The organism is Sterolibacterium denitrificans (genome assembly GCF_900174485.1).
GTDB lineage: Bacteria > Pseudomonadota > Gammaproteobacteria > Burkholderiales > Rhodocyclaceae > Sterolibacterium > Sterolibacterium denitrificans.
The window spans coordinates 1111329-1136704 of record NZ_LT837803.1; the positions used below are offsets into that span (position 1 = coordinate 1111329).

The window sequence follows — 25376 nt, forward strand, 5'->3', positions numbered from 1 at the left end:
CTGACGATTGCGATTGATCAGCGCGCATCTCCCGGGTCCTTTTATAATCCCTCCCCCCTTACAGGAGAGACATGGATCATGAGCGACAGGATCAGAATCGGCATCGCAGGTTACGGCAATCTGGGCCGGGGCGTCGAATTGGCTTTGGCCCAGGCGCCGGACATGGCGCTGGCGGCGGTGTTCACCCGGCGCGATCCCGGCGCGCTGAAGCTGCAGAGTGCCGGCGTGCCGGTGCATGGCATGGACGGCATTGCCGATTTCACGGCGGACATCGATGTGCTCATCCTCTGCGGCGGCTCGCGCACCGATTTGCCCGAGCAGGGGCCGGCGCTTGCGGCCCTGTTCAACACGGTCGATAGCTTCGATACCCATGCGAAGATTCCGGAATACTTTGCCGCAGTGGATGAGGCGGCGCGGCGCGGCAATCGGATCGCCGTGATTTCAGTGGGCTGGGATCCCGGTTTGTTCTCCCTGTATCGCCTGTATGGCGAGGCGCTGCTGCCGGAGGGCGCGGGCGATACCTTCTGGGGCAAGGGCGTCAGCCAAGGGCATTCCGATGCCTTGCGCCGCGTGCCGGGCGTGCAGAATGCGGTGCAGTACACCGTGCCTTCGGCGGAGGCCATGGCGCGCGCGCGCAGTGGTGAATGCGCAAACCTGAGCACGCGCGAGAAACATGTCCGCGACTGCTATGTGGTGCTCGAAGCCGGCGCGGATGCGCAGGCCGTCAGGCAGGCGATCGTCACCATGCCGGATTATTTCGCCGATTACGATACCACCGTGAACTTCATCAGCGCGGCGGAATTGCAGCGCGAGCATGCCGCAATGCCGCATGGCGGTTACGTCATCCGCAGCGGCACGACGGGGGCCGGCACGCGGCAGATGCTGGAATTCGGACTCAAGCTCGAAAGCAATCCGGAGTTCACCGCCAGCGTGCTGGTGGCCTATGCGCGTGCGGCCTACCGGCTCGGCAAGGGCGGCGAGGTAGGCGCCAGAACGGTATTCGACATTGCACCGGGTTTGCTGTCACCCAAGACGGCGGCGGACTTGCGCAAGGAGTTGCTGTAAGAGTGCAAGGGCGGGTTTTGAAACTCGCCCCTGCATGGCGTTGCCGCCATCGAGCAGGGGCGCTGGCCTCCCATACCTCCTATAGCATGCGGCAGACGGTATAGAGTTTCTCGTCGCTGTAGCTTGCGCTTGCCGTGCCAGGGGCGGTGTCGCCTGAGCTGCCGCCTTCCGTTGCGCGGACGCTGCCGGTGTCGCCGTCGCCGTCGTCGAGCTGGGTGTCGAGTTGGCGGGCGGACTTGCCCGGGACTTGCCCCAGACAGACGGTGCTGCCGGTCATGCCGGTGACGCCGCTGCCCACACCCATCAAGCCGTTGAAGGCATTGCGCGGCAGGGCGGCCGTACCCGTTTCGGCCGGGTTGCCGCTGATGAAGCCGGCTGCCCGCAGATGCTGCCAGAAGGCCGTGCCTTCGCCTTCACCCGTAAAAACCTGGCCCTGGGTGATGCCCAGGGCGCTGTTGTTGTCGCCGGCCGCCGTGATGGTTGCCCAGCTTCCGCCACGTGTTTTCAGTGTCTCCAGCGAGCCATCGTCACCCGGAATGCGGCGGTAGCGGTCGATGTAGCTGTTGTAGGCGGCAGAGACGCCGTTCATTTCGTTGATGGCGTTCTTGACCTTGGCGTTTTCGATCATCTCCCGACCTTTCAGCACGCCGCCCAGCAGCAGGCCGATGATGACCAGGACGATGGCGATTTCGACCAGGGTGAAGCCGGATTGGCGGGTTGCGACGGGTGCGGGCAGATTTTTCATGAAGCGCTCCTTTTGCTCGATGGTGAATGATAGTCAGCTTGTAGCCGTTAGGGTAACCGGCGGAATTATGACATTGGAAAGCATGAATTCCAATGCAATGCCGTCGTGCGCTGTGCGCTGTGAATGCCGGATGGCGGGCGGCTCATCGAGCATCACGGCAGGCGGCCGGCCTGCACCAGCCGGCTGTACAGCACATTGCTCGACAGCCAGGTGAGGATGTCGTCGAACTCGCCGTTGGCAGCGCCGCTGGCGCTGGGGGCGTGGCTGACGAAGAAGCGATTGCCGGCAAGATTCGTCGCCTCATCCAGTCCGCTGCCGCCGCTGGCGGCGTTCTTGCCGGGCGCAAGGATGACGGCGACGGCCGTGTTGGTCAGCGCGGTGGCCGCGCCGCAACTGCTGGCCGTCATGCCGCTGGCGCTGCTGCAGACGCTGAGGTTGGGGGTGAATGTGGCCATGCCGGTGTTGCGCATGCCGTCGGTGGTGGTTGCGCTGCTGCCGTGAGCCGTGGTCACGGCATAGCGGATGCGGTTGGCGGGCAGGCTCCAGGCATCGGTCAGGTAGCCCTGGCCATCGACACCCGGCAGACCCAGGGTCACCCCCGGCAGCAGGCCGTCGTAGGGATGCGTGCAGACGCCGCCGCCTTCGGGGCTTTCGATGCCTTGCGAAACCGGACTGGCCGGGCAGGGCAGGCGGCCGTTGGCCATGGCGAAACCGATCAGGCTTTCTCTGGCGTCTTCGAGGATTTTCTGGCTGGCCCGGGTGCGTTGCAGATCAAGCTGCGCGCCAAGCAGCCCCAGGCCGCTGCCCAGCAGCAGGCCGACGACCAGCAGCACGATGGCCATTTCGATCAGGCTGAAACCGCGCTGAGGCCGATGCGGATATGGATGCGGATGAATGCGCATCACTCCACCCCCAGATAGAAGTTGCCGATGCTCACGGCCTGTCGGGGCGCGGCGTTGCCTGTGGCGCCCGCAGGCGCTGGCAGGAAGCCGCCGGTGAAGCCAAAATGGGCCGTTTCCAGTTCGTCCGGCAGCGCGATGCAGCGCGCGAGGCTGGCGGCCTGGCCGGCTGGCAGGTCGGCGCGGATGTCCTGGCATTGCCGGCAGTCGATCCATACCTCGATGCGGGCATGCGAGCGGCCGCCGCTGCCGTGGGCCGCGGGATCGCAGTTGCTGCAATTGCCGTCGCAGCCCGTGTGGATTTCGATGCGCTGGTTGTGCGTGGCCATGGGCGTGTCCTCGAACTTGCTGGCCGGCGTGTGGCGGCAGCCGCTGACGCTGCCGTTGCAGTTGGCACCCAGCGCCGTGTCGTGCGCCAGATCGCCATTCAGCAGGATGGCGCTGTGATTGCCCGGCGGATCGTTGTGCGCGCCGTCCTGGTGGACGTCCGTTTCGATGAGCAGGGAAGATGCGCCGCGCGGATCGGCGGGCCCCAGCACGCCCATGTCGGCCAGTGCGCCGCAGTTGTCCGGCACGCCGCGATCGCCACGCACGATCTGCAGCGTGAAACCCTTGCCGCGATCCGCCGTGGTCTGGTTGGCGGCGGTGGCATGGGTGTCCGAAAGCGCGAAGCGAAAGCTGTAATAAATGCGCCAGCGCCTGCCTGCCAGCGGGAGCGGCTGCGGATGCCACAGGCAGCCTGCGGCCAACCCGTCATTGCTGCTGACAGTGATGCTCGATCTGCCGGAGCGGGTTGCCGGATTCGCGGGTGCGGCGGGCAGGTCCTTTTTCTTCTCGAGGCCGGCGCCAGTGACGAGAAATTCATCGAGGTTGCCGGCCAGGGAAATCTGCTGCATGTGCGGCGGCAGACCGCGTATGCAGCGCAACAGCTCGCGGCTCGGATCGTTGGGCGTGAAGCCGTGCCCGCCGACATACAGGCCGCTGGTGGGGAACAGCGCGGCATTGCCGTCTTCGAGATACATGGCGGGATTGCTTTTCTCACCGTCGTCGGCGCGGCTTTGCCGTGCCGTGCGCATGCCGCCGAACAGCAGGATGGCAGCGCAGCCATCGTAGGCGTTGCCGTCGCTGTGCACCTGCGCGGCGACGGCAGGTCTGGCGTAGAGCAATTGATCTTCCCAGTTGCTGCGGACATTGTTTTCCTGGTCGAGCGCGGCGGGTGGACAGAGCGTTGCCGCATCCAGCAAACCCTTGGCCGTGGCCGATGTGGGCGGCAGGTCGGCCGTGGGCCAGTTGCCGAGGCAGGCCGCGAAGTCGTCGAGCATGACGTCGATGTCGCGGCCGAAGTCGTGGCGCCGCATGATGCGCTGGAAGAGATCGTCGCTGGTGATCCAGGTGGCGGTATCGTTGTTGTGGCTGCTGCCGGCCGCTTCCGGCGCAGCCGGTGTCTGCGCTGTGCTCAGGGTGATCGGCGTGATGTCGATGCCGATGTTGCCCTGCGCGTCGCCGATGCTTTCGAGATAGCTGGCCGCCGAGGCGCTGCCGCCGCATTCCGAAGGTGGGTTGGACGCTGGGGAAGCTGAGGAAGGATTGGGACGAATCTGTCCGCCGCTGGCAAAGCCGGGCGCGAGGATCAGCGCCAGCGGACGTTGATGCGGGCTGGCGCCGGCCAGGATGTTGCCGGCGGCATCGCGCACGATGAATTGGCCGGTGGTGTCCCAGTTGAATACGGTGGTTTTCGGATTGTTCTTGGCGCGTCCGGCGACGGCGTACCAGAGGCATTCGCCGGCATGATCGCGCAGCGCCGGCAGTCCCAGGGTTTTCCAGGGCAGGCGGCCCAGGCTGGACAGGTCGCGCGCGCCGCACGGCGTAGCGGCTTCGCCTTTTTCGTTGGTCAGATCCGGGCAGCGCAGATAGCCGAAGACTTCGTTGGGGTGCGTATCGCGGTAAGTGATGGCCGAGCCGATCACGGCTTCCCTGGCGTGATTGAGCGCGACATGGTCGATGCGCAGCCGTGCATTGCGTTCGGCGAGCGCCGTTCCCTGAAAAAACCGGACGGTGTACGTGACGGCGAACAGCGCCAGGATCAGCAGCATTGCCAGCAGGGCCGCGCCGGATTCGGCTTGCCGGTGCCGCAGTCTCCTCATGGCTGGTGCTGAATCTCGATACTGCCGGGTGGGAGCAGGTCGTCTCGCCGGCCGCTGGTCAGATCACGGATTTCGCCGATGCGCAGGGCGTCGTGCGCCATCGGCTTGCCGAGCAGGAGGCTGGCAGATTCAGTGGTCATGGCCTGGCGATTGAGCCAGACGGTGCTGCTGCCGCTGCTGTGGCGCACCAGGCCGTCGAGTTTGTGAACGCTGCCGCTGGCGGGCGCGGATGCCGTCGTCGGCCGCTCGCTGGCGCGCTGGCGTTGCATGGCCAGGCGCTCTGCCGGGCTGTAGAACAGGCTGCCGAGCACTCTGGTTGCTGGCGTGCCTGCCGGCGCTGCCATGGTCGGCAGAACCAGGCAGAAAAGGCCGCACAGGAAAATCCGGCGGATGAATCGCAGCGTCTGGCTGAGGCGATGAGGTTGGTTCATGGCTGTGGCGCATCCCGTGGCAGCAGACTGAAGAAACGCAGCGTGCATTGCGCGCTCAGGCCTTCCGCCCGGGCCTGCGAAAGACGGCAATGCTGAATGCGGAAGGGTTCGGTGATCGAGCTGCCGAATCGATCGATCAGCGTCAGCAGTTCTGCTTCGTGGATGTTTTCCAGGCTGAACTCCAGCTCGTGCAGCCAGGCGGTGCCGGCCGGGGATGAGGCCGCCGTCGATATATCTGCGGCGGCAGGGCGTGGCGGCGGCAGGGTGTATTTGAGCGTGGGCGGCAGATCGAGCTGGCGATGGGCGGCCAGCAGTTGGCCGATCCAGTGGTCGCGGTCGGGTTCCCGCAGCATGCCCCGCGCGGCCAGGCGCTGGAATGCTTCGGCATGCCGCAGCAGAAAATCCTGCGTCTGCCGCTTGTCCTGCAGGTTGTGCTGCAAGTCGGCAATCCGGTTTTTCTGCTGTTGCTGTTCGCTGCGCAGCGTGTTGACGGCATGGGCGCCGAAGGCCACCGCCAGCAATGTCGTCAGCAGCACGCTGCCGAGCAGGATCAGGCTGCCGCGCGCTGCCGCAAGGATGCCGCGCCAGGGGCTCATGGCTGTTGGTCCGCGGCGTTTGCTGCGTTCGTGTCGCCGGCTTCGGCTGGTTCGAGTGGTTCGCCGGCAACCAGCGCCAGACACCAGTTGGCATGGGGCTCGCGGTTGTCTGCCTGCGTGTCGCCCTGCAGGGTCGCATGGGCGAGCGCGCGGGCCGGATCGACGACGAGGCGGGTGCCGGGCAGACGCGCCAGCCGGCTGGAAATGCCCTGCAGGGTCGCTGCCCTGCTCGATGCGGGCCGGGCTTCGGGCAGTTGCATGGTGATGTTTACTTCGGCCAGGCGTTCCTGATTCGGCGTGTCGGCTGCGGGCATGGACGTGGCGCAGAGACTCGCTTGCCCGTCGGGCAGGCGCCATTCCAGGCGGTTCAGCCTGAGTGGCACCTGGCCGGGTTCGTCGAGGATGGCTGCCAGCGCGTGCAGGTAGCGCGCGAAAGAAGGCGGCGCGGCGAGTTCTCGGGCATGCAGCCGTATGGTCTGGTGGAGCAGCGCGGGGTTTGTCTCAAGGTCGGCGTGCTGCTGATCGAGCATGGCAATCGCCGCGTTCAGTTGCTGCAGCGTGGCTTGCTGTTCGGCGAGGCGCTGCTGCAGTTGGCGATATTCCATGAAGTTGCCGGCGGTGGCGGCCGTGCCTGCCATGGCGAGCAGCAGCGAGGCCGCCAGGGCGGGTTTGCGCAGCCGGGCGGCCAGATGATGGCGGCGGCGCGCGAGCGGGGCCAACTGGCCGAACGGCTGTTTGCGCATGGCCAGGTCGAACAGGGGGCGATCGCTGTTGTCCTGGAGGCGCTGCCAGGCGGCAGGACTTGCAAGGAGGGTGTAATTGGCGGCGGCCAGTGCCGTCTCGAGTTCTGCATGTTCCGCCTGCCTGCCGAGGATCAGCAGCGGCGGCGTGGCTGCAGCCTGCTGATCGCGCGGCAGAATGTGGGCGCTTTCCAGGTGGCGGCAGGTGCGCCCGATTTCTTCGACGAGTGTTTGTGTCTGTGTCTCCGCCTGTGCCTGCCAGGGCGCTAGGCGCGTCAGCAGCGGTCTGTGGTGCTGGAGAAAGACGATGCGCAAGCCGGAGGGTTCGGGCAGCACGATGAACAGTTCGGCAGGCAGTTGCGGATCCTGCCCGATGCCGGCCAGCAGCAGTGAGGTGGCGTTCAGCGCGGCGATGGAAACATTGCGTGCATCGAGTTCCGCATCCAGCTTCTTGCCATCGCTGATGCCGAAGAGGAGGCAGCGCATCGTTGCCATTGGCGCTGCTGGCACGGCGTGGCGCTGGCGGCGTTCTGCCGAGCGAACGCGCAGTGCCGTCCGCCAAGTGGTATCCGGAAAATGCGCTGCCAACTGGCGCTCGATGAGGTCGCGCCGGTCGCGTCCGTGGAGCGGCGGTACTTCAACGTCGACGAAGCTTTCGCCGGCAAGATCGGTCAGCACCCAGACGGGATCGTTCGTCCTCGGCGGCTCGTCGCATGGCTGCCAGCCGTGCTTGCGGTGCTGCCAGTAGCGGGCGCCGTGCATGGTGAAATGCAGCAGGATGCTCATGACGCCGACCTCAGACCTTGATCGACGCAATGGTGTCGTAGATCGGGCCGAGCACGGAGAGCATGATCCAGCCGAGGATCAGTCCCATGACGATGCTCATGACCGGCTCGATCAGGGCCTGCACCCTGGCGATCGAGGCTTCGATGTCGCGGCTGTAGAAGTAATTGATGTTGCCGAGCGCGGTGTCGAGCGCGCCGGTGGTTTCTCCCACTTTCAGCATGCGGATGAACATGGCGGGAAAGAGCGGTTCGGCGGCGAAGCTGGCGGAGATGGCTTCGCCGTTGGCGATGCGCGCGCGTGCCCGGGCAATGGCCTGCTGGAACACCAGGCTGGCGGAAACCTGCTCGCAGCAGGCGAGTCCTTCAAGGACCGGAATGCCGCTGCGATACATCAGGGCGAAGGTGTCGGCCAGACGCGCGAGGATGCTCTTGCCGATGATGCCGCCGACATAAGGCATGGCCAGCACGGCCTGGTGCAGGCGGTAACGCAGGGCGGGCCGGCGGCGTACCAGCGCGGCCAGTCCGAGCGCCATGCCGGCGGGCAGAGCCAGCATGGCCCACCAGTAATCGGCAAGGAGCTGTGAGAGTGCCAGCAGGGCGCGCGTGTGCAGCGGGATTTCACCGCCCATGCTGCGCAGAAAGCCGAGCAGTTGTGGCACCAGATAGGTCATCAGGAAAAATGCCACGGCGCCGATGACGGCCGTGACGAAGAGCGGGTAGATCAGCAGTTTGCGGGTCTTGGACAGCATTTCGTCCTGCCATTTCAGCGAGCGGACGATCTCGCCGAGCACTTCCGGCAGTTGGCCGCTGAGTTCGCCGGCGCGGATCAGGCTGCAGGTGACCGTGGAGAAAACGCCGGGATGTGCCTGCATGGCTTCGGCCAGGGTTGCGCCGCTTTCTATCCTCGTCAGCAGGCTGGCGGCAAGCCGGCGGACTGCCGCCGCTTCGGCAGCGTCGCCCGCGTCGCGCATGTCGGCCAGCGCCGTGCGGATCGGAATGCCGCCGTGCAACTGCATTTCGAGTTGAAACAGGAAGTCGATGAGCGCCCGCGCCGGCAAGCGCGTGCCGGCGCGCTGCCGCGTTCCGTGCGGTGTGGCGCGCATCAGCACGAGGCCGAGGGTTTTCAGCCGGGCTTCGAGATCGGTGTCGTGCAGGGCTTCCATGCGACCCTTGGTGATGCGGCCTCGTGCGTCGCTGGCGCGGTAGCGGTAGTAGGGCATCAGTTTCCCGGTTCAGCCATAGCGGTTTTCGGTCATGGCGATCATTGCGGTCATTGTGGCCATTTCAGTCAGATCGATGACGCGGCCGATTTCCTCCATGGTCGTGATGCCGTCGAGAACGCGCCGCAGCCCGTCCTGGGCCATGCTGGTGAAGCCCAGGCTTGCGGCATGGTCGTTCATGATGCGCAGGCTGGCGCGCCGTGAGATCAGTTCGTCGAAATCGCGATCGATCCTGAGCAGCTCGACGATGGCGGTGCGTCCCTTGTAGCCGGTGAAGCCGCAGCCCGGGCAACCTTGCGGGCGATACACGACAGGCGGTTCATGCGCCGCTGCGCCAAACAGGCGCATTTCTTCCGCCGTTGGCCGATCCGGCTGCTTGCATTGCGGACAGAGCATGCGCACCAGGCGCTGGCCGATGATGCCGATGAGATTGCCGGCCAGCACCTCGGGCGGAATGCCCAGGTCGAACAGGCGCGGGATGGCGCGGACGGCGGAGTTGGTGTGCAGCGTCGAGAACACCTGATGGCCGGTCATCGCCGCCCGCAGCGCCATGCCGGCGGTGTCCCGATCGCGGATTTCGCCGACCAGGATGATGTCGGGATCCTGGCGCAGCAGGGCGCGAACGCCTTCGGCGAAATCCAGCTTGACCGCCTCGGACAGCGAAGTCTGGCGAATGCCCGGCAGCGCGTATTCGACCGGATCTTCGAGGGTCATGATGTTGACCCCGGCGGTGTTCAGATGGCCGAGGATGGAATACAGCGTGGTCGTCTTGCCGGAGCCGGTCGGCCCGGTCATCAGCAGCATGCCTTCCGGGCGGGCCAGCATCCGCTTCAGCAAGGCGAGCTGGCTTGCCGAGAATCCCAGCCGTTCGAACGGCACGATGCCGCGCTGGCGATCGAGGATGCGCAGGACGAAGTTTTCGCCGTGGATGGTCGGTTGCACGGCGCAGCGGAAATCCAGCGGGCTGCCGGCGATGCTCAGGGTGATCCGGCCATCCTGGGGCGCGCGGCTTTCGGCAATGTTCATGCCGGACATCACCTTGAGGCGCACCAGCATGGCCGACCAGTAGCGCAGATGCAGCACGCGCATCTGGCGCAGTACGCCGTCGATGCGATAGCGCAGGCGCAGGAATTGCGCTTCCGGTTCGCAGTGGATGTCCGAGGCGCCGTGCCGCACGGCTTCGGTCAGCAGCGCATCGATCAGACGCACGATGGGGTGGCTGTAGCCCTGGTTGGCCAGGCTCAGACTGGATTCGTCGATATGGCCGGTTTCGAGTTCGTGCAGGATGCCGTCGATGCTCAGTTCGTGATCGTAGAAGTGGTCGATGGCGGCAAGGATCTCCTCGCTGGTGGCGCGCCGCCAGGTCGTCCGGATCCGGCTGCCCAGCAGGGCATGCAATTGATCGGCGGCAACGATGTCTGCGGGATTGGCGCTGGCGACCAGCAGTTCATTGCGGGCGGCGTCATGGCTGACCGGAAACACGCCATGGCGGCGGGCAAATTGCCGTGGAATGCAGGCGAGCGCGTGGGAATCGGCGACCAGGTTCTTCAGGCAGACGGGCTGCTGGCCAAGCCGCTCCGCGAGGATGTCGCGCAGGCTGTCTGCCGCGATGAAGCCGAGGGCGACGAGCACTTCGTCGAGTGTCTGGCCGGCGGCTTGCTGTTCGTGCAGGGCGATGCGCAACTGGTCCTGGCTCAACAGGCCGCGGCTGATCAGCAACTCGCCGAGGCGCGTGGCTTCTTTTCTGCGTGACTCCATGACGTTCATAAGCATGCTTTCTGCCGCGCGGGATTGCGGATGGTGAGAGGGTGATCAAGGTTGGGGCTGGGGCAAGGGCTGTGTCGGCGTTTCTACCGCCGCTGTCCGGGGACGCAGTTGTGCCAGCCGCTGCCGGGCGACGTCCAGCAGGCTGCGGTGTACCAATCCGTACGCTCCGCCCGCGTCGCCCATGCCACTTTGTCCGGCAAGAAAGATCGCCCGTTCGTAATGACTGGCGGCTTGCGCCGGCCGCTGCAGGCGGTCGAGGGCGACCGCCAGGTTGTAGGCATGGATGCCGTCGTTCGGTGCCAGCGTGCTGGCGGCAAGGAATGCCTGCCGGGCTTCGGCGAGCCGTTCCGTGCGTGCCAGTGTCTCGCCCAGCACGGCTTGGGCAGCCGCCGATTGCGGGTGGCGCTCGGCCAGCTCGCGCGCCAGGGCGGCGGCATTTTCCGGCGCGGTGGTCGAGAGCAAGCCGATCAAGCCGGCCTGGGCGGTGAGGTTCTGCGGGTCGTGCCGCAGCACGCGTCGATAGCCTTCCCATGCCGCATCGAGGCGGCCCTGATGGTGGGCGACCGAGGCCAGCCCCAGCCAGGCGTCGCGTTCGTCGGCAGGGTGCTGCAGGGCCTGGCGGTAGGCAGCTTCTGCGGCGAGGTAGTCGCCTCTCATCAGCGCGGCGTAGCCGGTTTCCAGCGCATTCGATGTGGCCGGACGCATGGCGATGACTGGGGCGCGGGATTTTCTTGGGGGAGATTTTTTTCGTCAGGATGGCGGTGCTCTGTGCGGTTTGCGCGGTCTGTGCGGTTCGTGCGCCCTCGGCAGCATGGACGGTATCGATATTCGCGCCGTGGCTGCCGCTTGCACCGGACATGGCGATGCTGAAGGCGACGACGCGGGTGGCGTGACGCAGGTGCCGGCGATATCGGTGTCCGTGGGATTTGGATGATGGAATCATGCGGCCTTCCTGAGGCTAATGACGATGCGGCGCGGCCGGCGCGTCGAAAGCGCTGCGGGCATCGGACAGCAGGTGGCGATGATCGACGAAGTCGCCTTCGAGGCTGGCATTGGCATCATCGAGCACCGTCGGCCGCAGGAAGACCACCAGCTCCGACTTGCGGTTGAGGTTGTCCCTGAACCTGAACAGCTCGCCCACGGCCGGCACGCGGTTGAGGCCGGGCACTTCGTCGCTGCGATCGTTGCGCGCATCCTGCATCAGCCCGCCGAGGATGGCGATGTCGCCGCTGCGCACGCGCATCAGGGATTCCATTTCGCGCGTCTGGATGATGGGAATGGGATTGCTCAGGTTGTTTGCCGCAAGGACGGGATTCGGATCGAGTGCATAGCCGCTGATGCGGCTGATGGTTGGCCGCAGGTTGAGGATGACTTCGCCGCTCGCGCTGATTTGCGGCGTCACGCTCATCAGGAAGCCGATCGGCACGGTATTGACGCTGGTCTGGTAGGTCGGTTCGATGGCTGGCGTGGTGGCGGTGGCGGCGGTGCCGGCCGTGGCGGTGATGGTGAAATAGACTTCGTTATCCACGACCTTGAGCAGACTGCTCTGGCTGTTGAGCACTGAAATCTTCGGGCTCGAGAGGACCCGCAGCGTGCCGAAGGATTCGAGCAGCTTGATGGCGGCGTTGATGTCGCTTCCGCTCCGGGCCTTCTGCCAGTTCAGGGTGGCCAGGCTGCCGACCAGACCGCCGGTTGCCATGCTGCTGGTGTAGGGGCCGTCCGGCTGCAGCGTGATCTGGGAGCCGGCGCTGCTGCCGAGTTTGCGCACGATGCGCCAGTCGATGCCCTGTTGGTAACGCTCGGACAGATCGACCTCGACGATGGTGGCTTCGATCAGCACCTGGCGGCGCGCGCTGCTCATGATGCCGTCGAGAAATTCACGCACTTTCTTGTGCTGGCGCTCCGTGGCGCGCACGCTGACGATGCCGGTTTCCGGATTGGCGATAACCGAGGCGGCTTCGCGAAAGGTCGTGTGGCGGACGACGGAAGTGCCCTGTTGCGTGAGCGTCGCCGGCAGCGGATCGGATCTGGCGGCCGTCTTGTTGCGGTTGCCGGGATTCGGCAGGGCAGCAGCATTTGCGCCGGGCTGCAGGGAGGCGGTCTGCTGGCCGCTTTGTTCGGTCACGGTTTCGCTGGAGCCGGCAGGCAGGATTTTGTCGGTTTCGTGCAGCAGATCGCGCAGGTTGGCGATCATGGTTTCCCAGAAGCGGTTGTTGGCGGCGTTGCTGACCGTGGTCGTCGATGAATTTCCCGCGCCGCTGCCGATATTGCCGGCAGCGCTGCCCGTATTGCCGATGGCCGGACTGCCCGAGGCGCCGAGGCTGGTCGAGGTGCTGACGGTGCTTTGCACATTGCGTTGGATGTTCGGGTAATCCACGCGATAGTTTTTCAGATAGGGGGCGTCTGGCTGGACGGACAGATGCCGATCGCTGATCTTGTAGCGCATGTCCACCTGTTCGGCGATGCGCTCGAGAATTTCCGGCAGGCTCTGGTCGATCGCGTTCATGGTCACCGTACCGCGGATGCCCGGATGGATGTCGGCATTGAGCTTGCCGTCGCGCACCAGGACGAACAGCAGCTCGCGGGCGTCGATGTCGTGCACGGCGATGCTGTAAGTATCGCGTTGCGCCGCCGCGGCAGGTGCTGGCGGCGGTGGCAGGGGCGGTTGACGGATGAAATCCGGCGCCTGCCCCGGCGTTGCCATGGCCGGTTCGAGATGTTGCGGCGAGGGCGCTTGTGGCAGCGGCGCGCAGGCCGCAAGGGGCAGCAGCAGGATCGCGCTGGCGGAGCATGCCATGCGCCGCCATGCCAGTGAACGCGGCGTGGCGGATGCGGGTACGGGTTGCCGATGCTTTGTGCGGGTTGCCGAAGACTGCGGGTGATTGAAGTACTTTGTCATCATTCGATTATCGTCATAACGATAATGATTAGTCAAACGTACTTAAATCGATCCCGGCTGCATCTCCTTTTTTCCGTGTGCGCTCAGGCGCCCTGTTTTTGCGGTGCGCCTATCCTGCAGGCAATCATGAAGGCAAGCAGGCCGCAGACCATGGATGCGGCCATGCCGCCGGCCAGCAGGAGCGGGGTGGCCCAGAGCAGCGGGGCGAGCACGGCGGCGCTGAGGACGATGAGGCTGGTCTGGATCAATCCCTGGCAGCTCGAGGCCAGGCCGCGCCGTTGCGGATGCAGGTCGAGCGCCAGCAGTTGCAGGCTGGGCACGGTCAGGGCCATGCCGATGGTGTAGAGCGGGAGCGGCAGGATCATCCAGGGCAGGCTGGGCGGCAGCAGCAGGTTGATGCCGATGTTGCCCGCGGCGGCCAGGCCCATCAGCAGATAGCCGAGCAGTATGGTGCTGCGGCTGCTGAGGCGACCGGCAAGACGGCCCGAGAAAAAGGAGCCGAGCATCATGCCGGCAACGGAGGGCACGAACAGCCAGGCAAAGTCCTGTGGCGTCAGGTGCAGGTGCTTGATGAGAAATACCGGCGACGACAGCACGTACAGAAACATGCCGTTGAAATTGCAGGCCAGCGCCAGCGAAAGGCCAACGAACACGCGCCCGGAGAAAACTTCGCGATAGGCATGCCAGAGCCTGGCGGGGTGCAGCGGCTGGCGTGCTTCTGCGGGCAGGGTTTCCGGCAGCCGCAGGAAAACCGCCAGCCACAGCGCGCCGCCGAACAGGGCCAGGAAGAAGAAGATGGCTTGCCAGCCGAACAGTCCATGCAGCCAGCCGCCGAGGATGGGGGCCAGCGCCGGGGCGATGGCGAACAGCATGCTGACGTGCGCCATCAGGCGCTGCGCTGCCGCGCCTTCATGCAGGTCGCGCACCACGGCACGGCCGATCACCGTGCCGGCGCCGGCGGAAAGTCCCTGCAGCACCCGGCCCAGCAGCAGTAGCTCGAGCCGGTTGGTCAATGCGCAGAGCAGCGAGGCCAGGCTGTATACGGCGAGTCCGCAGAGGATCACCCGGCGCCGGCCGAGCGCGTCGGCAATCGCGCCATGCCAGAGCATCATCACCGCGAAGGGCAGCAGATAGGCCGTCAGGGTTTGCTGGATCTGCAACGGTGTGGCGCGCAGGCTCCCGGCCATGGCCGGGAAGGCGGGCAGGTAGGTGTCGATGGAGAAGGGGCCGATCATGGCCAGCAAGGCCAGCAGAACGGCGATTCCGGTCATCGACGATGCGTCGCGCGCATCGGGTGCTGCCGGTGTTTTCATGACGCGGGTGAAGCGGGTGAGGCAAGGTAAACCGTGAGTTTACCCGGCGGCGCGGCGGTAGTGTATCGCTTCGGCGATATGCGCTTGAGTGATTTGCTCGCTGCCGGCCAGATCGGCGATGCTGCGCGCCACCTTGAGCACGCGATGGTAGGCGCGGGCGGACAGGGACAGGCGGCTGATCGCCTGCCTGAGCAGATGGCTGCCGGCGGCATCCGGCGTGCAATAGGCGTCGATTTCGGCCGAACCGAGCAGCGCATTGGTCTTGCCCTGGCGTTCGAGCTGGCGCTCACGCGCGGCCATCACGCGCTGGCGGACCGTGGCGCTGCTTTCACTGCTCGCCCGGCTTTGCAGCTCGTCGTCGGAAAGCGCCGGGACTTCGATCAGCAGATCGATGCGATCGAGCAGCGGGCCGGAGAGCTTGCCGCGATATTTCATCACCTGCTCGGGCGTGCAGCGGCACTTGCCGTTGGCGTGACCCAGCCAACCGCACGGGCAGGGATTCATCGCCGCGATCAACTGGAAGCGTGCTGGAAAATCGGCGCGGCGGGCCGCCCGCGAGATGCAGACGTGGCCCGTTTCCAGCGGTTCGCGCAGGGCTTCGAGTACGCGCCGGTCGAATTCGCTGAATTCATCGAGAAACAACACGCCGTTGTGGGCCAGGGAAATTTCGCCGGGCCGCGGCACGCTGCCGCCGCCGACCAGCGCGGCCGTCGAGGCGGAATGGTGCGGCGCGCGAAATGGCCGTTGCCCCCAGTGTTCGACGCGAAAGCGCCCGGCCAGCGAATGCACGGCGGCGCTGGCCAGCGCCTCGGCTTCCGTCAGCGGCGGCAGGATGCCGGGCAAGCGGCTGGCCAGCATCGACTTGCCGGTACCCGGCGGCCCGCTGAACAGCAGGCTGTGCGCGCCGGCGGCGGCGACTTCCAGCGCGCGTCGGGCCTGCTGCTGTCCCTTGACCTCGGTCAGGTCGGCCTCGCTGGATGTGGTGGCCATGGCGGGTGCGCCCAGCGGCGTCAATGGCTGCTGGCCGGCAAGATGGGCGCAGACTTCCAGCAGGCTGCGCGCCGGCAGGATGCTGGCCGATCGCACCAGGGCGGCTTCCGCCGCGCTTGCCGCCGGCAGGATGCAGCTGCGTTGCGTTGCATCGGTTTGGCTGGCCATGGCGGCGACCATCGCCAGGGCGCCGCGCACCGGGCGCAGTTCGCCGCCCAGGGCCAGCTCGCCGGCGAATTCGTGGGCGTCGAGATCCCTTGCCTTGAGCTGGCCCGTGGCAATCAGGATGCCGAGGGCGATCGGCAGGTCGAAACGGCCGGACTCCTTGGGCAGGTCGGCGGGCGCGAGGTTGACCGTGATGCGCCGCTGGGGGAATTCGAAGCGGCAATTCTGGATTGCGGCATGAACCCGGTCCCGTGCTTCCTTGACTTCGGTATCCGGCAGGCCGACCAGCGTGAACCGCGGCAGACCGGCGGCAAGATGCACTTCGACGATGACTTCGGGCGCGTCCATGCCGGAAATGGCGCGCGACCTGAGGACGGCAAGGGACATGGCAAAGGGGCGTGATGAGGACGGCCGATTATAGGCGGATTGCCCGAAATTGCATGCCATGGACGTAATCCTTCGGCATGCGGCCGCGATGCTGCCGTATCCTGGACTATCGCTTGCCGTGATTCAGGCGCGGCTTGCCTGTGCTGATGAGCTTGCCGGGTTTGCGGGGTTTGCCATGGACCGCCGCAGTGCAGCGGTCAGACCTGCAGGGATTCGATGATGCTGGCAAGTTCGGCGCGCAATGCCTGCGCGCTCAGGGGTAGCGCAGGCGCTGATTCGCTGGCAGTGGATTTGCCGACCGGGTCGTCGAGCCGGCTGCGCGCGCCGCTGATGGTGAAGCCTTCCTGGTACAGCAGTTCGCGGATGCGGCGGACCAGCAGGACTTCATGGTGCTGGTAATAGCGACGGTTGCCGCGCCGCTTGACCGGGCGCAACTGGGTGAATTCCTGTTCCCAGTAGCGCAGCACGTGCGGCTTGACGCCGCACAGTTCGCTGACCTCGCCGATGGTGAAATAACGCTTGGCGGGGATGGGCGGCAGAGGTTCGTTAGTGCCAGAGGCTGCCATTGTTTCCCGGTTTCAGGTTTTCGACGGCGTTCTTCAGCTTCTGGCTGGCATGAAAGGTCACGACGCGCCGGGCCGTGATGGGGATTTCCTCGCCGGTCTTGGGATTGCGGCCCGGACGTTGCGGTTTGTCGCGCAACTGGAAATTGCCGAAGCTGGAGAGCTTGACGCTGTCGCCACTTTCCAGGGCGCTGCGGATTTCCTCGAAGAAAGCCTCGACCATGTCTTTTGCCTCGCGCTTGTTCAGGCCGACTTTTTCAAACAGCAAGTCGGCGAGTTCAGCCTTGGTCAGTGTCATGCCTGCTCCCTGAATCTAGTGTGACGGGTGTTTCCGAGTGTGCTACCGGGTATCTGGTTCGTTTGGTCTGGCGGATTCCTGGCATCAGGAACGCAGGGTCGCGGCGAACTGGCGGGTTGCGATATCGATCAGATTTTGTATTGCGGCATCCACTTCCGCATCCGCCAAAGTGCCCTCAGTATCTTGCATAACTATGTGGAAAGCAAGGCTTTTTTGCTCCGGAGCGATACCTTTGCCCTGGTACAGATCGAACAGTTCGATGCGCTGGACGATGGCCGGCGCCGCCGCGCGCAGGGCGTCGATGAGCGGTTGCACGGGCTGATCCTGGGCCATCAGCAGGGCCAGATCGCGCTCGACCGAAGGGTAGCGCGAGACCGGGCGATATTGCGGCAGCGGCTGGCTGCCGAGTGCGTCCAGGTCGATCTCGAAGACGACCGGAGCGCTGCCGAGTTCGTATTTCTGTACCCAGGCCGGATGGATTTCACCCAGCATGCCGACCACCTGGCCGTCGAGCAGTATGTCGGCGGCGCGGCCCGGATGCAGGGCTGGATGAGCCGACTTGGCGAACGACAGCGCGTGGCTGCGGTTGCCGAACAGCGTTTCGACGTCCGCCTTGACGTCGTAGAAGTCCACGGCTCGCGCCTTCTCGCCCCATTGCAGGGGAGCGGCGGGGCCGGTGCAAAGACCGGCAAGGCGTAGCGGTTGGCGGTAGCCGGCCACCTGCTGGCCGTCGTCGGCGGGCAGGAAGCAGCGGCCGATTTCAAAAATGCGCACGCGCTGGATGCGGCGCTTGAGATTGTAGGCCAGCGTGTTGACCAGGCCGGCGATCAGGCTGCTGCGCATCACGTTCATCTGGCTGGCGATCGGATTGGCCAGGGCGATGGGGTTGGTGTTGGCGCAGAAATCGGCTTCCCAGGTGGCATCGATGAAGCTGTAGTTGACGACCTCGAAGTAATCCCGCTCGGCGATCTGGTGACGGATGTGCATCGGCAGACGGCGCGTTTCCGGCAGCGGCCGCATTTCGATGCGGCCGCGCGGGGCCGGCGCCGGGATGTTGTCGTAGCCGTGGAGGCGGGCGATTTCCTCGATCAGGTCGGCTTCGATTTCGATGTCGTAGCGATACGAGGGCGGCGTGACGATGAAGCTGCCGGCATCATCAGCCGCGCGCCGCAGGGGGAAGCCCAGCCGCTGCAGCAGCGCTTCGATCTGCGCGTCGTCGAGCGGAATGCCCAGGACTTTCCGCGCGCGCGCGCCACGCAGGCGGACCGCTGCGCGTTGCGGCAGATGCTCGCCGGCCAGCGCTTCGACGAGCGGGCCGGGTTCGCCGCCGCAAAGATCGAGGATCAGCCGGGTGGCGCGTTCGATGGCGCGGCGCGGCAGGTCGAAATCGACGCCACGCTCGAAGCGGTAGGAGGAGTCGCTGGAGAAGCCCAGCTCACGCGCCTTGCCGGCAATGGCGGCGGGCGTGAAGAAGGCGCTTTCGAGAAATATCTCCGTCGTGGCGTCGGTCACGCCGCTGTCGGCGCCACCCATGATGCCGGCCAGCGCGAGTGCGCGGCCGCCGTTGGCTTCGTCGGCAATCAGTGGCGAATCGGCGGCGGGCGTCACGGTCTGCTCGTTGAGCAGCTTGAGCTGCTCGCCCGGCCGCGGCAGGCGCACGTGGATTGCGCCGTTCAGCCGGGCATTGTCGAAGGCATGCAGCGGCTGGCCGAGTTCGAGCATGACGTAGTTGGTCACATCGACGCTGGCGCTGATGCTGCGGATGCCGCTGCGTTCCAGTGCCCGCACCATCCAGGCCGGCGTCGCGGCACGCGCATCGACGCCCTTGATGATGCGGCCGCAGTAGCGCGGGCAGGCCTGCGGCGCATCGAGAACGATCTGACGCTGCTGGTCGTGCGTGGGCGCGACCGGCTGGATTTCCGGCAGCGTGAGCGGTGCGCCGGTGAGCGCGGCCACTTCGCGGGCAATGCCGGCGAGCGAGAGGCAGTCGGCGCGGTTCGGCGTGAGCTTGAGGGTGAGCAGCCGGTCGTCCAGTTGCAGATGCGCACGGATGTCCTGGCCGACGGGCGCATCGGCAGCCAGCGCCAGCAGGCCGCCCTGGTCTTCCTCGGTCATGCCCAGTTCGCGCGCCGAGCAGAGCATGCCGAAGGACTCGATGCCGCGCACCTTGGCCTTTTTGATGGTGATGCCCGGCAGATTGGCGCCGACGAGGGCGCAGGGGACTTTCATGCCGGCCGCCACATTGGGCGCGCCGCAGACGATCTGCAGCGGTTCGCCCTGGCCGACGGCAACTTTGCACAGCTTGAGCTTGTCGGCATCGGGATGCTTGTCGACGGCAAGCACCTCGGCCACCACGACATTGCCGAAGGCGGGGGCGACGGGGCGGCTTTCCTCGACTTCCAGCCCGGCCATGGTCAGCAGGTGGGCGAGGGCGGCGCCGTCGAGCGGCGGATTGACGAGGCTGCGCAACCAGTTTTCGGAAAATTGCATGATGTCGTCAGGTAATCGTTAGGCTTCGTTGGCTTTAGCTGAACTGCGCGAGGAAGCGCAAATCGCCTTCGAAGAACAGGCGCAGGTCGTTGATGCCGTAGCGCAGCATGGTCAGGCGATCGAGGCCCATGCCGAAGGCGAAGCCGGTGTAGCGCTCCGCGTCGATGCCGCCATTCTTCAGCACCTCGGGATGCACCATGCCGCAGCCGGCGATTTCCAGCCAGCGGCCTTCGAGCGCGCCGCTCATGAAGGCGACGTCGATTTCGGCGGAGGGCTCGGTGAACGGGAAGAAGGACGGGCGGAAGCGCACCTGCAGTTCATCACTTTCGAAGAAGCGGCGCAGGAAATCGGCGATCACGCCCTTGAGATCGGCAAAGCTGATGTCCTCGCCCACCCACAGGCCCTCGACCTGGTGGAACATCGGCGAGTGGGTGGCGTCCGAATCGACGCGATACACCCGTCCCGGCGCGATGATGCGGATTTCCGGCATCGTCGGCAGTGCCTTGTGCTGCGCCACGTGCGCCTGCATGTGGCGGATCTGCACCGGGCTGGTGTGGGTGCGCAGTAGGACGCCGGGCGCGCCGTCGAGATAGAAGGTGTCGTGCATCGAACGTGCCGGATGATTTTCCGGCTGGTTGAGCGCGGTGAAGTTGTACCAGTCTTCCTCGATTTCCGGGCCGTCGGCGACGGCAAAGCCGATCGAGGCAAACAATTGCTCGATACGCTCCAGGGTGCGCATGGTCGGATGCAGGGCGCCACGACCGTGACCGCGTCCCGGCAAGGTGACGTCCAGGGCCTCGGCGGCCAGTTGGCTTGCCAGTGCGGCGCGCTTGATGTCCTCGCGGCGTGCGTTCAGCGCGGTTTCGATGGCGCTCTTGGCGCGATTGATCACGGCACCGGCGCTGCGCTTTTCCTCTGCCGGCAGCTTGCCGAGGTTTTTCAGTTGCTCGGTCAGCAGACCGCTTTTGCCGAGGTAGCGGGCCTTCGCCTGTTCGAGTTGGACGGCATCGTCGATGCCGGCAAACTCGGCAGTCGCCTGCGCGATGAGGTGTTCGATGTTTTGCATGAGCATGGGGCCGAGGGAGCGGACAAGTAAAAAAAGGAGGCACTGCCTCCTTTTTTCGGTGCCTGGAGGATCAGGCCGCCAGCTTGGCCCTGGCCTGGTCGGCCAGCGCGGCGAAAGCCGGCTTGTCGAAGACGGCCAGATCGGCAAGAACCTTGCGATCGATTTCGATGGCGGCTTTCTTCAGGCCGTTCATCAGATTGCTGTAGTTCATGCCCAGTTCGCGCGCGCCGGCGTTGATCCGGGCGATCCACAGGGCGCGGAACTGGCGCTTGCGCTGACGGCGGTCGCGGTAGGCATACTGACCGGCCTTCATCACCGCCTGTTTGGCGACGCGATAGACGTTCTTGCGGCGACCGCGATAGCCCTTGGCCTGGGCGAGAACTTTCTTGTGGCGCGCGCGCGCCGTTACACCACGTTTGACTCGGGACATTTCAAGCTCTCCTTATGCGTAGGGCATCATCGCCCGGACGGATTTCACATCGGCCGCGACGACTGCGGTGACGCCGCGCAACTGGCGCTTGCTCTTGGTCGTCTTCTTGGTCAGGATGTGACGCTTGAACGCCGAGGCGCGTTTGATGGTACCGCCGCTGCGCACTTTGAAGCGCTTCTTGGCACCGCTCTTGGTTTTCATCTTCGGCATCGAAGATCTCCTTTTTAACATGGCGCCGGGTGGCTTTCTCCCTGAAAGCACTTGGATGACCCGAAACCACTTGTCATGCCCGTTGCGACCGACTGCGCCGCAGCGGGTGATTCGGCGCTCCGGCGGGGTTGCCGCAGGAGCGGTTGCTGCTGGTGTTGCCTTGCTGCCTTACTTCTGCTGCTGCTTCTTCTGCGGCGCCAGCACCATGATCAACTGGCGGCCTTCCATTTTCGGAAACTGCTCGACCACGCCGTGTTCCTGCAAATCCGCCTTGATGCGTTCGAGCAGACGGACGCCGAATTCCTGGTGAGCCATCTCGCGGCCGCGAAAACGCAGCGTCACTTTGGTCTTGTCGCCGTCCTGCAGGAACTTGATCAAATTGCGCAGCTTGATCTTGTAGTCACCCTCATCGGTTCCCGGACGGAATTTGACTTCCTTGACCTGGATCTGCTTCTGCTTCAGCTTGGCGTCGTGGGCTCGTTTGGCTTCCTGGTACTTGAACTTGCCGTAATCCATCAGACGGCAGACCGGCGGCTGCGCCATGGGAGCAATTTCGACCAGATCGATTCCGTTTTCCTCGGCCAGATCGAGTGCTGCGCGCAGCGAAACGATTCCGAGTTGTTCAGCATCCATGCCGACGAGACGAATCTCGGGAGCGGTGATTTCGTTGTTGACGCGCTGCGTCTTATCCTGGGCTATGGCCTATTCTCCAAAAAAACAATAACAAGGTCGCTCACGTACCATGTACCACGTACCAAGGTACCGTGTATGCACTGAAATGCCGTCAAACGTCGGAAACGCCACGGATGCCGCGTTCCTGCAGCAGGCGTTCGACCAACGTTTCGGGGGACATTTGCCCGAGATCCCGATTGCCCCGGGCACGTACGGCGACCATCCCGGCGGCCATTTCGTTGTCGCCGACGACAACCTGGTAAGGCCGCTTCAACAAGCTATGCTCGCGGATTTTATAGCCTATCTTCTCGCCGCGCAAATCCGCCTCGACGCGCAGCCCGGCCGCCTGCAGCTTTTCCACCACAGTTTCGGCATAAGCCGTCTGCGCTTCCGAGATGTTCATCACCACTACCTGGACGGGTGAGAGCCACAGCGGAAAGGCGCCGGCGTGATGCTCGATGAGAATGCCGATGAAGCGTTCCAGCGAGCCGAGGATGGCGCGATGCAGCATGACCGGCGTGTGGCGGGCGTTGTCTTCGCCGACGTATTCGGCGCCGAGGCGCACCGGCATGGAGGGGTCGACCTGCACCGTGCCGCATTGCCAGGAGCGGCCCAGCGCATCCTTGATGTGGAATTCGATTTTCGGCCCGTAAAAGGCGCCTTCGCCGGGCAGTTCTTCCCATGCCAGGCCGCTGGCGCGCAGGGCCGAGCGCAGGGCATTTTCCGAGCGATCCCAGTCCTCGTCCGAGCCGACGCGGCTGTCCGGACGCAGCGCCAGCTTGACGGCAATGTCGGTAAAACCGAAGTCGGCATAGACCTTGCGCAACTGGGCGTTGAAGGCGGTGATTTCGGCTTCGATCTGCGCTTCGGTGCAGAAGATGTGGCCGTCGTCCTGGGTGAAGCCGCGCACGCGCATCACGCCGTGCAGCGCGCCGGAAGGCTCGTTGCGGTGGCAGGAGCCGAATTCGCCCAGCCGCAGCGGCAGCTCGCGGTAGGAGCGCAGGCCGTTGTTGAAGATCTGCACGTGACCCGGGCAGTTCATCGGCTTGACCGCGTAGTCGCGGCTTTCCGATTCGGTGATGAACATGTTGTCCTTGTAGTGGCCCCAGTGGCCGGACTTTTCCCACAGGCTGCTGTCGAGAATCTGCGGGCAGCGCACTTCCTGGTAGCCGCTGTCGCGATACACCTGGCGCATGTACTGCTCGATTTCCTGCCAGATGATCCAGCCGTGCGGATGCCAGAACACCAGGCCCGGCGCCTCGTCCTGCAGATGGAACAGGCCGAGCTGCTTGCCCAGTTTGCGGTGATCGCGCTTTTCGGCCTCTTCCAGCATGTGCAGGTAGGCGTCGAGCTCTTCCTTCTTCGCCCAGGCGGTGCCGTAGATGCGCTGCAGTTGTTCGTTCTTCTGGTCGCCGCGCCAGTAGGCGCCGGCCACCTTCATCAGCTTGAAAACCTTGAGCCTGCCGGTGGATGGCACGTGCGGGCCGCGGCACAGGTCGATGAAATCGCCTTCGCGGTAGAGCGAGACTTCCTCGCCGGCGGGAATCGCCTCGATCAGTTCGGCCTTGTAGTGCTCGCCGATCGACTTGAAGAACTCGACCGCCTGGTCGCGCGCCCAGACTTCACGCGTGACGGGGAAATCCTTCTTGGCTAGCTGCGCCATGCGCTGCTCGATCTGCTGCAGGTCTTCCGGCGTGAACGGGCGCGTGTAGGCGAAGTCGTAGTAGAAACCGTTTTCCACCGTCGGGCCGATGGTCACCTGGGCGTCGGGAAACAGTTCCTTGACGGCGTAGGCCAGCAGGTGGGCGGTCGAGTGGCGGATGATTTCCAGGCCGTCGATATCCTTGTCGGTGACGATGGCAAGCTGCGCATCCCGCTCGATGCGGTGGCTGGTGTCCACCAGCCGCTCGTCGACGCGGCCGGCCAGCGCCGCCTTGGCAAGGCCCGCGCCGATCGAGGCGGCCACTTCCGCCACCGTCACCGGCTGCGGAAATTCGCGTTTGGAGCCATCGGGCAGGGTAATTACCGGCATGATCGGGCAAATCCTGTGCGGGAAACGGGCAAGAACTGAAGGGGGCGGAAAATGAGCCCGAAATTATAACAGAGGAAGCCGGCGCAACATTTGCCCGATAAAATGCGTCCCCTGTCCACGGATGGGCAACGGCGGCGCGGCAGAGGCGCGCTTTGAGGGCATCCGGAGCGTTTGGGAACGTTTGGGAGTGTTTCGGAACGCCGGGGAACTTTGCAATGGCTTGGTATCTCTACTTGATTGAGTGTGAAGGTGGCAGCATTTATACTGGCGTCACCACCGACGTGGCGGCACGTTACGCCAAGCATGTCAGCGGCAAGGGAGCGCGATACACGCGTGCGCACCCGCCGATGCGTCTGCTGATGAGCATGGAATTTACCGACAGGTCGTCGGCGCAGAAGGCCGAGTGCCGGGTGAAACGCCTGTCGGCAAGCGAGAAGCGTGCATTCTGCAGGCACTATTGCGCCGGCACCTGTTAAAGGAAACAGCTATGAACAGCGACGATCAGCAAGACCAACAAGGCGGGGCAGGCGGATCGGCAGGGTCGAACGCATCGAGCGCATCGAACGCATCGAACCCGGCCAAGCCGCATCACAACCCGAATGCGCGGTTGCGCGAGTTGCTGTCGATTCCCGAGCGTCTGCGCACCGACGCGCAATGGGACGAGATCATCGAGATCGAAATCAGCATCGGGCCGCGCAAGCCGCCGGTGTTCGCCAAGACGCAGAACCAGAACCCGCAATTCCGCCAGAACGACAATCGTGGCGAGCGGCAGGAGAAGAAGGTCGGCACGAGCGGCAACAAGCACATGCGCAAACGCCACAAGCCGGCGGGGAGCAAACAGGGGAACCCGGGAAACCAGGGGAACCCGGGCGCACAGTCGCAGCAGGGCGGGTGATTGGCGATTTCCCTGTCACGGTCTTCGCCCTTTTCGTCCTGCATCCATCGGCCGGCGATCGCCTGAATCAAGCTGCGCCGTGAAGCGGCGTCGGCTTGAATGAATTGTCAAACCTCGTCCGTGGGCGGCAAATCCGGGTTCCATACCACCTCCCAAAGATGCGAGTCCAAGTCTTGGAAGTACCCTGCATAGCCACCCCAAAAGGTGTCTTGTGCGGGCTTGACGATCTTGGCCCCTGCCGCCTGCGCTTGTGCCATGACGGCGTCAACTTCGGCCCTGGAAGAAACGTTGTGCCCGAGCGAAAAATCTGTGGCACTGGGGGACGCGAGAGCAAGGCCGGCGTCATGGGAAAGGCTTTTTCGGGGCCAGATTGCGAGCTTCAGGCCGTTCTGAAGATCGAAGAATGCAACAGCACCATGCTCGAACGCTTGTCCGACGATACCGTCTGTACTCAGGCCGAGCCCGTCCCGGTAGAACGACAAGGCACGCTCCAGGTCGTCTACACCCAGTGTGATGACCGTGACGCTTGCTTTCACGATGAATGCTCCATTGAGGCCTATGCCTGTTACACCCC

Annotated in this window: 24 protein-coding genes; 3 read left to right on the forward strand and 21 right to left on the reverse strand. The window is 64.9% G+C overall.

Annotated elements, in window-relative coordinates:
- Positions 1 to 78: 78 nt before the first annotated feature.
- The gene (locus tag SDENCHOL_RS05075) at positions 79 to 1065 is read left to right on the forward strand and encodes a diaminopimelate dehydrogenase (protein ID WP_154716247.1); all 987 of its coding nucleotides are present in this window, start codon (positions 79 to 81) and stop codon (positions 1063 to 1065) included.
- Positions 1066 to 1144: 79 nt separating this feature from the next.
- On the opposite strand, the gene SDENCHOL_RS05080 is transcribed toward SDENCHOL_RS05075, so the two are convergent.
- The 20 genes from SDENCHOL_RS05080 to thrS all read right to left on the reverse strand — a co-directional run bounded on the left by SDENCHOL_RS05080 (position 1145) and on the right by thrS (position 23907).
- Positions 1145 to 1810, reverse strand: a complete 666-nt coding sequence (locus SDENCHOL_RS05080) for a prepilin-type N-terminal cleavage/methylation domain-containing protein (RefSeq protein WP_154716248.1) — start codon at positions 1808 to 1810, stop codon at positions 1145 to 1147.
- Between the two features lie 152 nt (positions 1811 to 1962).
- Entirely contained in the window at positions 1963 to 2712 is a 750-nt protein-coding gene (locus SDENCHOL_RS05085) for a prepilin-type N-terminal cleavage/methylation domain-containing protein (RefSeq protein ID WP_172954995.1), read from the reverse strand.
- A complete protein-coding gene (locus SDENCHOL_RS14120; protein ID WP_172954996.1) occupies positions 2712 to 4853 on the reverse strand; it encodes a hypothetical protein in 2142 nt (713 codons plus the stop codon). The genes SDENCHOL_RS05085 and SDENCHOL_RS14120 overlap by 1 nt, the downstream gene beginning before the upstream one ends.
- Positions 4850 to 5284, reverse strand: a complete 435-nt coding sequence (locus tag SDENCHOL_RS05090; RefSeq protein ID WP_154716250.1) for a hypothetical protein — start codon at positions 5282 to 5284, stop codon at positions 4850 to 4852. Before SDENCHOL_RS05090 ends, SDENCHOL_RS14120 begins: the two co-directional genes overlap by 4 nt.
- Positions 5281 to 5880 (reverse strand): hypothetical protein, encoded by a 600-nt coding sequence (locus SDENCHOL_RS05095; RefSeq protein ID WP_154716251.1) that lies wholly within the window; start codon positions 5878 to 5880, stop codon positions 5281 to 5283. The genes SDENCHOL_RS05090 and SDENCHOL_RS05095 overlap by 4 nt, the downstream gene beginning before the upstream one ends.
- Positions 5877 to 7406 carry a hypothetical protein gene (locus tag SDENCHOL_RS05100; RefSeq protein ID WP_154716252.1) on the reverse strand — a complete coding sequence of 510 codons (1530 nt, stop codon included), beginning with the start codon at positions 7404 to 7406 and terminating at the stop codon, positions 5877 to 5879. Before SDENCHOL_RS05100 ends, SDENCHOL_RS05095 begins: the two co-directional genes overlap by 4 nt.
- Positions 7407 to 7416: 10 nt before the next feature.
- Positions 7417 to 8625, reverse strand: a complete 1209-nt coding sequence (locus SDENCHOL_RS05105; RefSeq protein WP_154716253.1) for a type II secretion system F family protein — start codon at positions 8623 to 8625, stop codon at positions 7417 to 7419.
- Positions 8626 to 8637: 12 nt separating this feature from the next.
- Positions 8638 to 10383 carry a GspE/PulE family protein gene (locus SDENCHOL_RS05110; RefSeq protein ID WP_172954997.1) on the reverse strand — a complete coding sequence of 582 codons (1746 nt, stop codon included), beginning with the start codon at positions 10381 to 10383 and terminating at the stop codon, positions 8638 to 8640.
- Between the two features lie 54 nt (positions 10384 to 10437).
- The gene (locus tag SDENCHOL_RS05115; RefSeq protein ID WP_154716255.1) at positions 10438 to 11097 is read right to left on the reverse strand and encodes a tetratricopeptide repeat protein; all 660 of its coding nucleotides are present in this window, start codon (positions 11095 to 11097) and stop codon (positions 10438 to 10440) included.
- Positions 11098 to 11350: 253 nt separating this feature from the next.
- The gene (gene mshL / locus SDENCHOL_RS05125; protein ID WP_172954998.1) at positions 11351 to 13189 is read right to left on the reverse strand and encodes a pilus (MSHA type) biogenesis protein MshL; all 1839 of its coding nucleotides are present in this window, start codon (positions 13187 to 13189) and stop codon (positions 11351 to 11353) included.
- Positions 13190 to 13374: 185 nt separating this feature from the next.
- On the reverse strand, positions 13375 to 14604 hold the full coding sequence (locus SDENCHOL_RS05130) for a multidrug effflux MFS transporter (protein WP_231912916.1): 1230 nt from the start codon (positions 14602 to 14604) through the stop codon (positions 13375 to 13377).
- 39 nt (positions 14605 to 14643) lie between these two features.
- Positions 14644 to 16146: a YifB family Mg chelatase-like AAA ATPase gene (locus SDENCHOL_RS05135; RefSeq protein ID WP_154716258.1), complete on the reverse strand. Its 1503-nt coding sequence runs from the start codon at positions 16144 to 16146 to the stop codon at positions 14644 to 14646.
- A 197-nt stretch (positions 16147 to 16343) separates the two neighbouring features.
- On the reverse strand, positions 16344 to 16712 hold the full coding sequence (locus SDENCHOL_RS05140) for a MerR family transcriptional regulator (protein WP_154716259.1): 369 nt from the start codon (positions 16710 to 16712) through the stop codon (positions 16344 to 16346).
- Positions 16693 to 17007 (reverse strand): integration host factor subunit alpha, encoded by a 315-nt coding sequence (locus SDENCHOL_RS05145; protein ID WP_154716260.1) that lies wholly within the window; start codon positions 17005 to 17007, stop codon positions 16693 to 16695. The genes SDENCHOL_RS05140 and SDENCHOL_RS05145 overlap by 20 nt, the downstream gene beginning before the upstream one ends.
- Positions 17008 to 17091: 84 nt before the next feature.
- Entirely contained in the window at positions 17092 to 19497 is a 2406-nt protein-coding gene (gene pheT / locus SDENCHOL_RS05150) for a phenylalanine--tRNA ligase subunit beta (RefSeq protein ID WP_154716261.1), read from the reverse strand.
- 34 nt (positions 19498 to 19531) lie between these two features.
- A complete protein-coding gene (gene pheS, locus SDENCHOL_RS05155; protein ID WP_154716262.1) occupies positions 19532 to 20563 on the reverse strand; it encodes a phenylalanine--tRNA ligase subunit alpha in 1032 nt (343 codons plus the stop codon).
- 70 nt (positions 20564 to 20633) lie between these two features.
- The gene (gene rplT, locus SDENCHOL_RS05160) at positions 20634 to 20993 is read right to left on the reverse strand and encodes a 50S ribosomal protein L20 (protein ID WP_154716263.1); all 360 of its coding nucleotides are present in this window, start codon (positions 20991 to 20993) and stop codon (positions 20634 to 20636) included.
- A 12-nt stretch (positions 20994 to 21005) separates the two neighbouring features.
- Entirely contained in the window at positions 21006 to 21203 is a 198-nt protein-coding gene (gene rpmI / locus SDENCHOL_RS05165; RefSeq protein WP_154716264.1) for a 50S ribosomal protein L35, read from the reverse strand.
- A 168-nt stretch (positions 21204 to 21371) separates the two neighbouring features.
- Complete coding sequence (gene infC, locus SDENCHOL_RS05170) at positions 21372 to 21902, reverse strand: translation initiation factor IF-3 (RefSeq protein WP_154716265.1); 531 nt, start codon at positions 21900 to 21902, stop codon at positions 21372 to 21374.
- 85 nt (positions 21903 to 21987) lie between these two features.
- Positions 21988 to 23907 (reverse strand): threonine--tRNA ligase, encoded by a 1920-nt coding sequence (thrS, locus tag SDENCHOL_RS05175; RefSeq protein WP_154716266.1) that lies wholly within the window; start codon positions 23905 to 23907, stop codon positions 21988 to 21990.
- 215 nt (positions 23908 to 24122) lie between these two features.
- On the opposite strand from thrS, the gene SDENCHOL_RS05180 reads away from it, so the two are divergent.
- Both SDENCHOL_RS05180 and SDENCHOL_RS05185 read left to right on the forward strand, forming a co-directional pair.
- Positions 24123 to 24383 (forward strand): GIY-YIG nuclease family protein, encoded by a 261-nt coding sequence (locus tag SDENCHOL_RS05180; RefSeq protein ID WP_154716267.1) that lies wholly within the window; start codon positions 24123 to 24125, stop codon positions 24381 to 24383.
- An 11-nt stretch (positions 24384 to 24394) separates the two neighbouring features.
- Positions 24395 to 24802 carry a hypothetical protein gene (locus tag SDENCHOL_RS05185; RefSeq protein ID WP_154716268.1) on the forward strand — a complete coding sequence of 136 codons (408 nt, stop codon included), beginning with the start codon at positions 24395 to 24397 and terminating at the stop codon, positions 24800 to 24802.
- Between the two features lie 107 nt (positions 24803 to 24909).
- On the opposite strand, the gene SDENCHOL_RS05190 is transcribed toward SDENCHOL_RS05185, so the two are convergent.
- Entirely contained in the window at positions 24910 to 25338 is a 429-nt protein-coding gene (locus tag SDENCHOL_RS05190; protein WP_154716269.1) for a VOC family protein, read from the reverse strand.
- Positions 25339 to 25376: the final 38 nt, after the last annotated feature.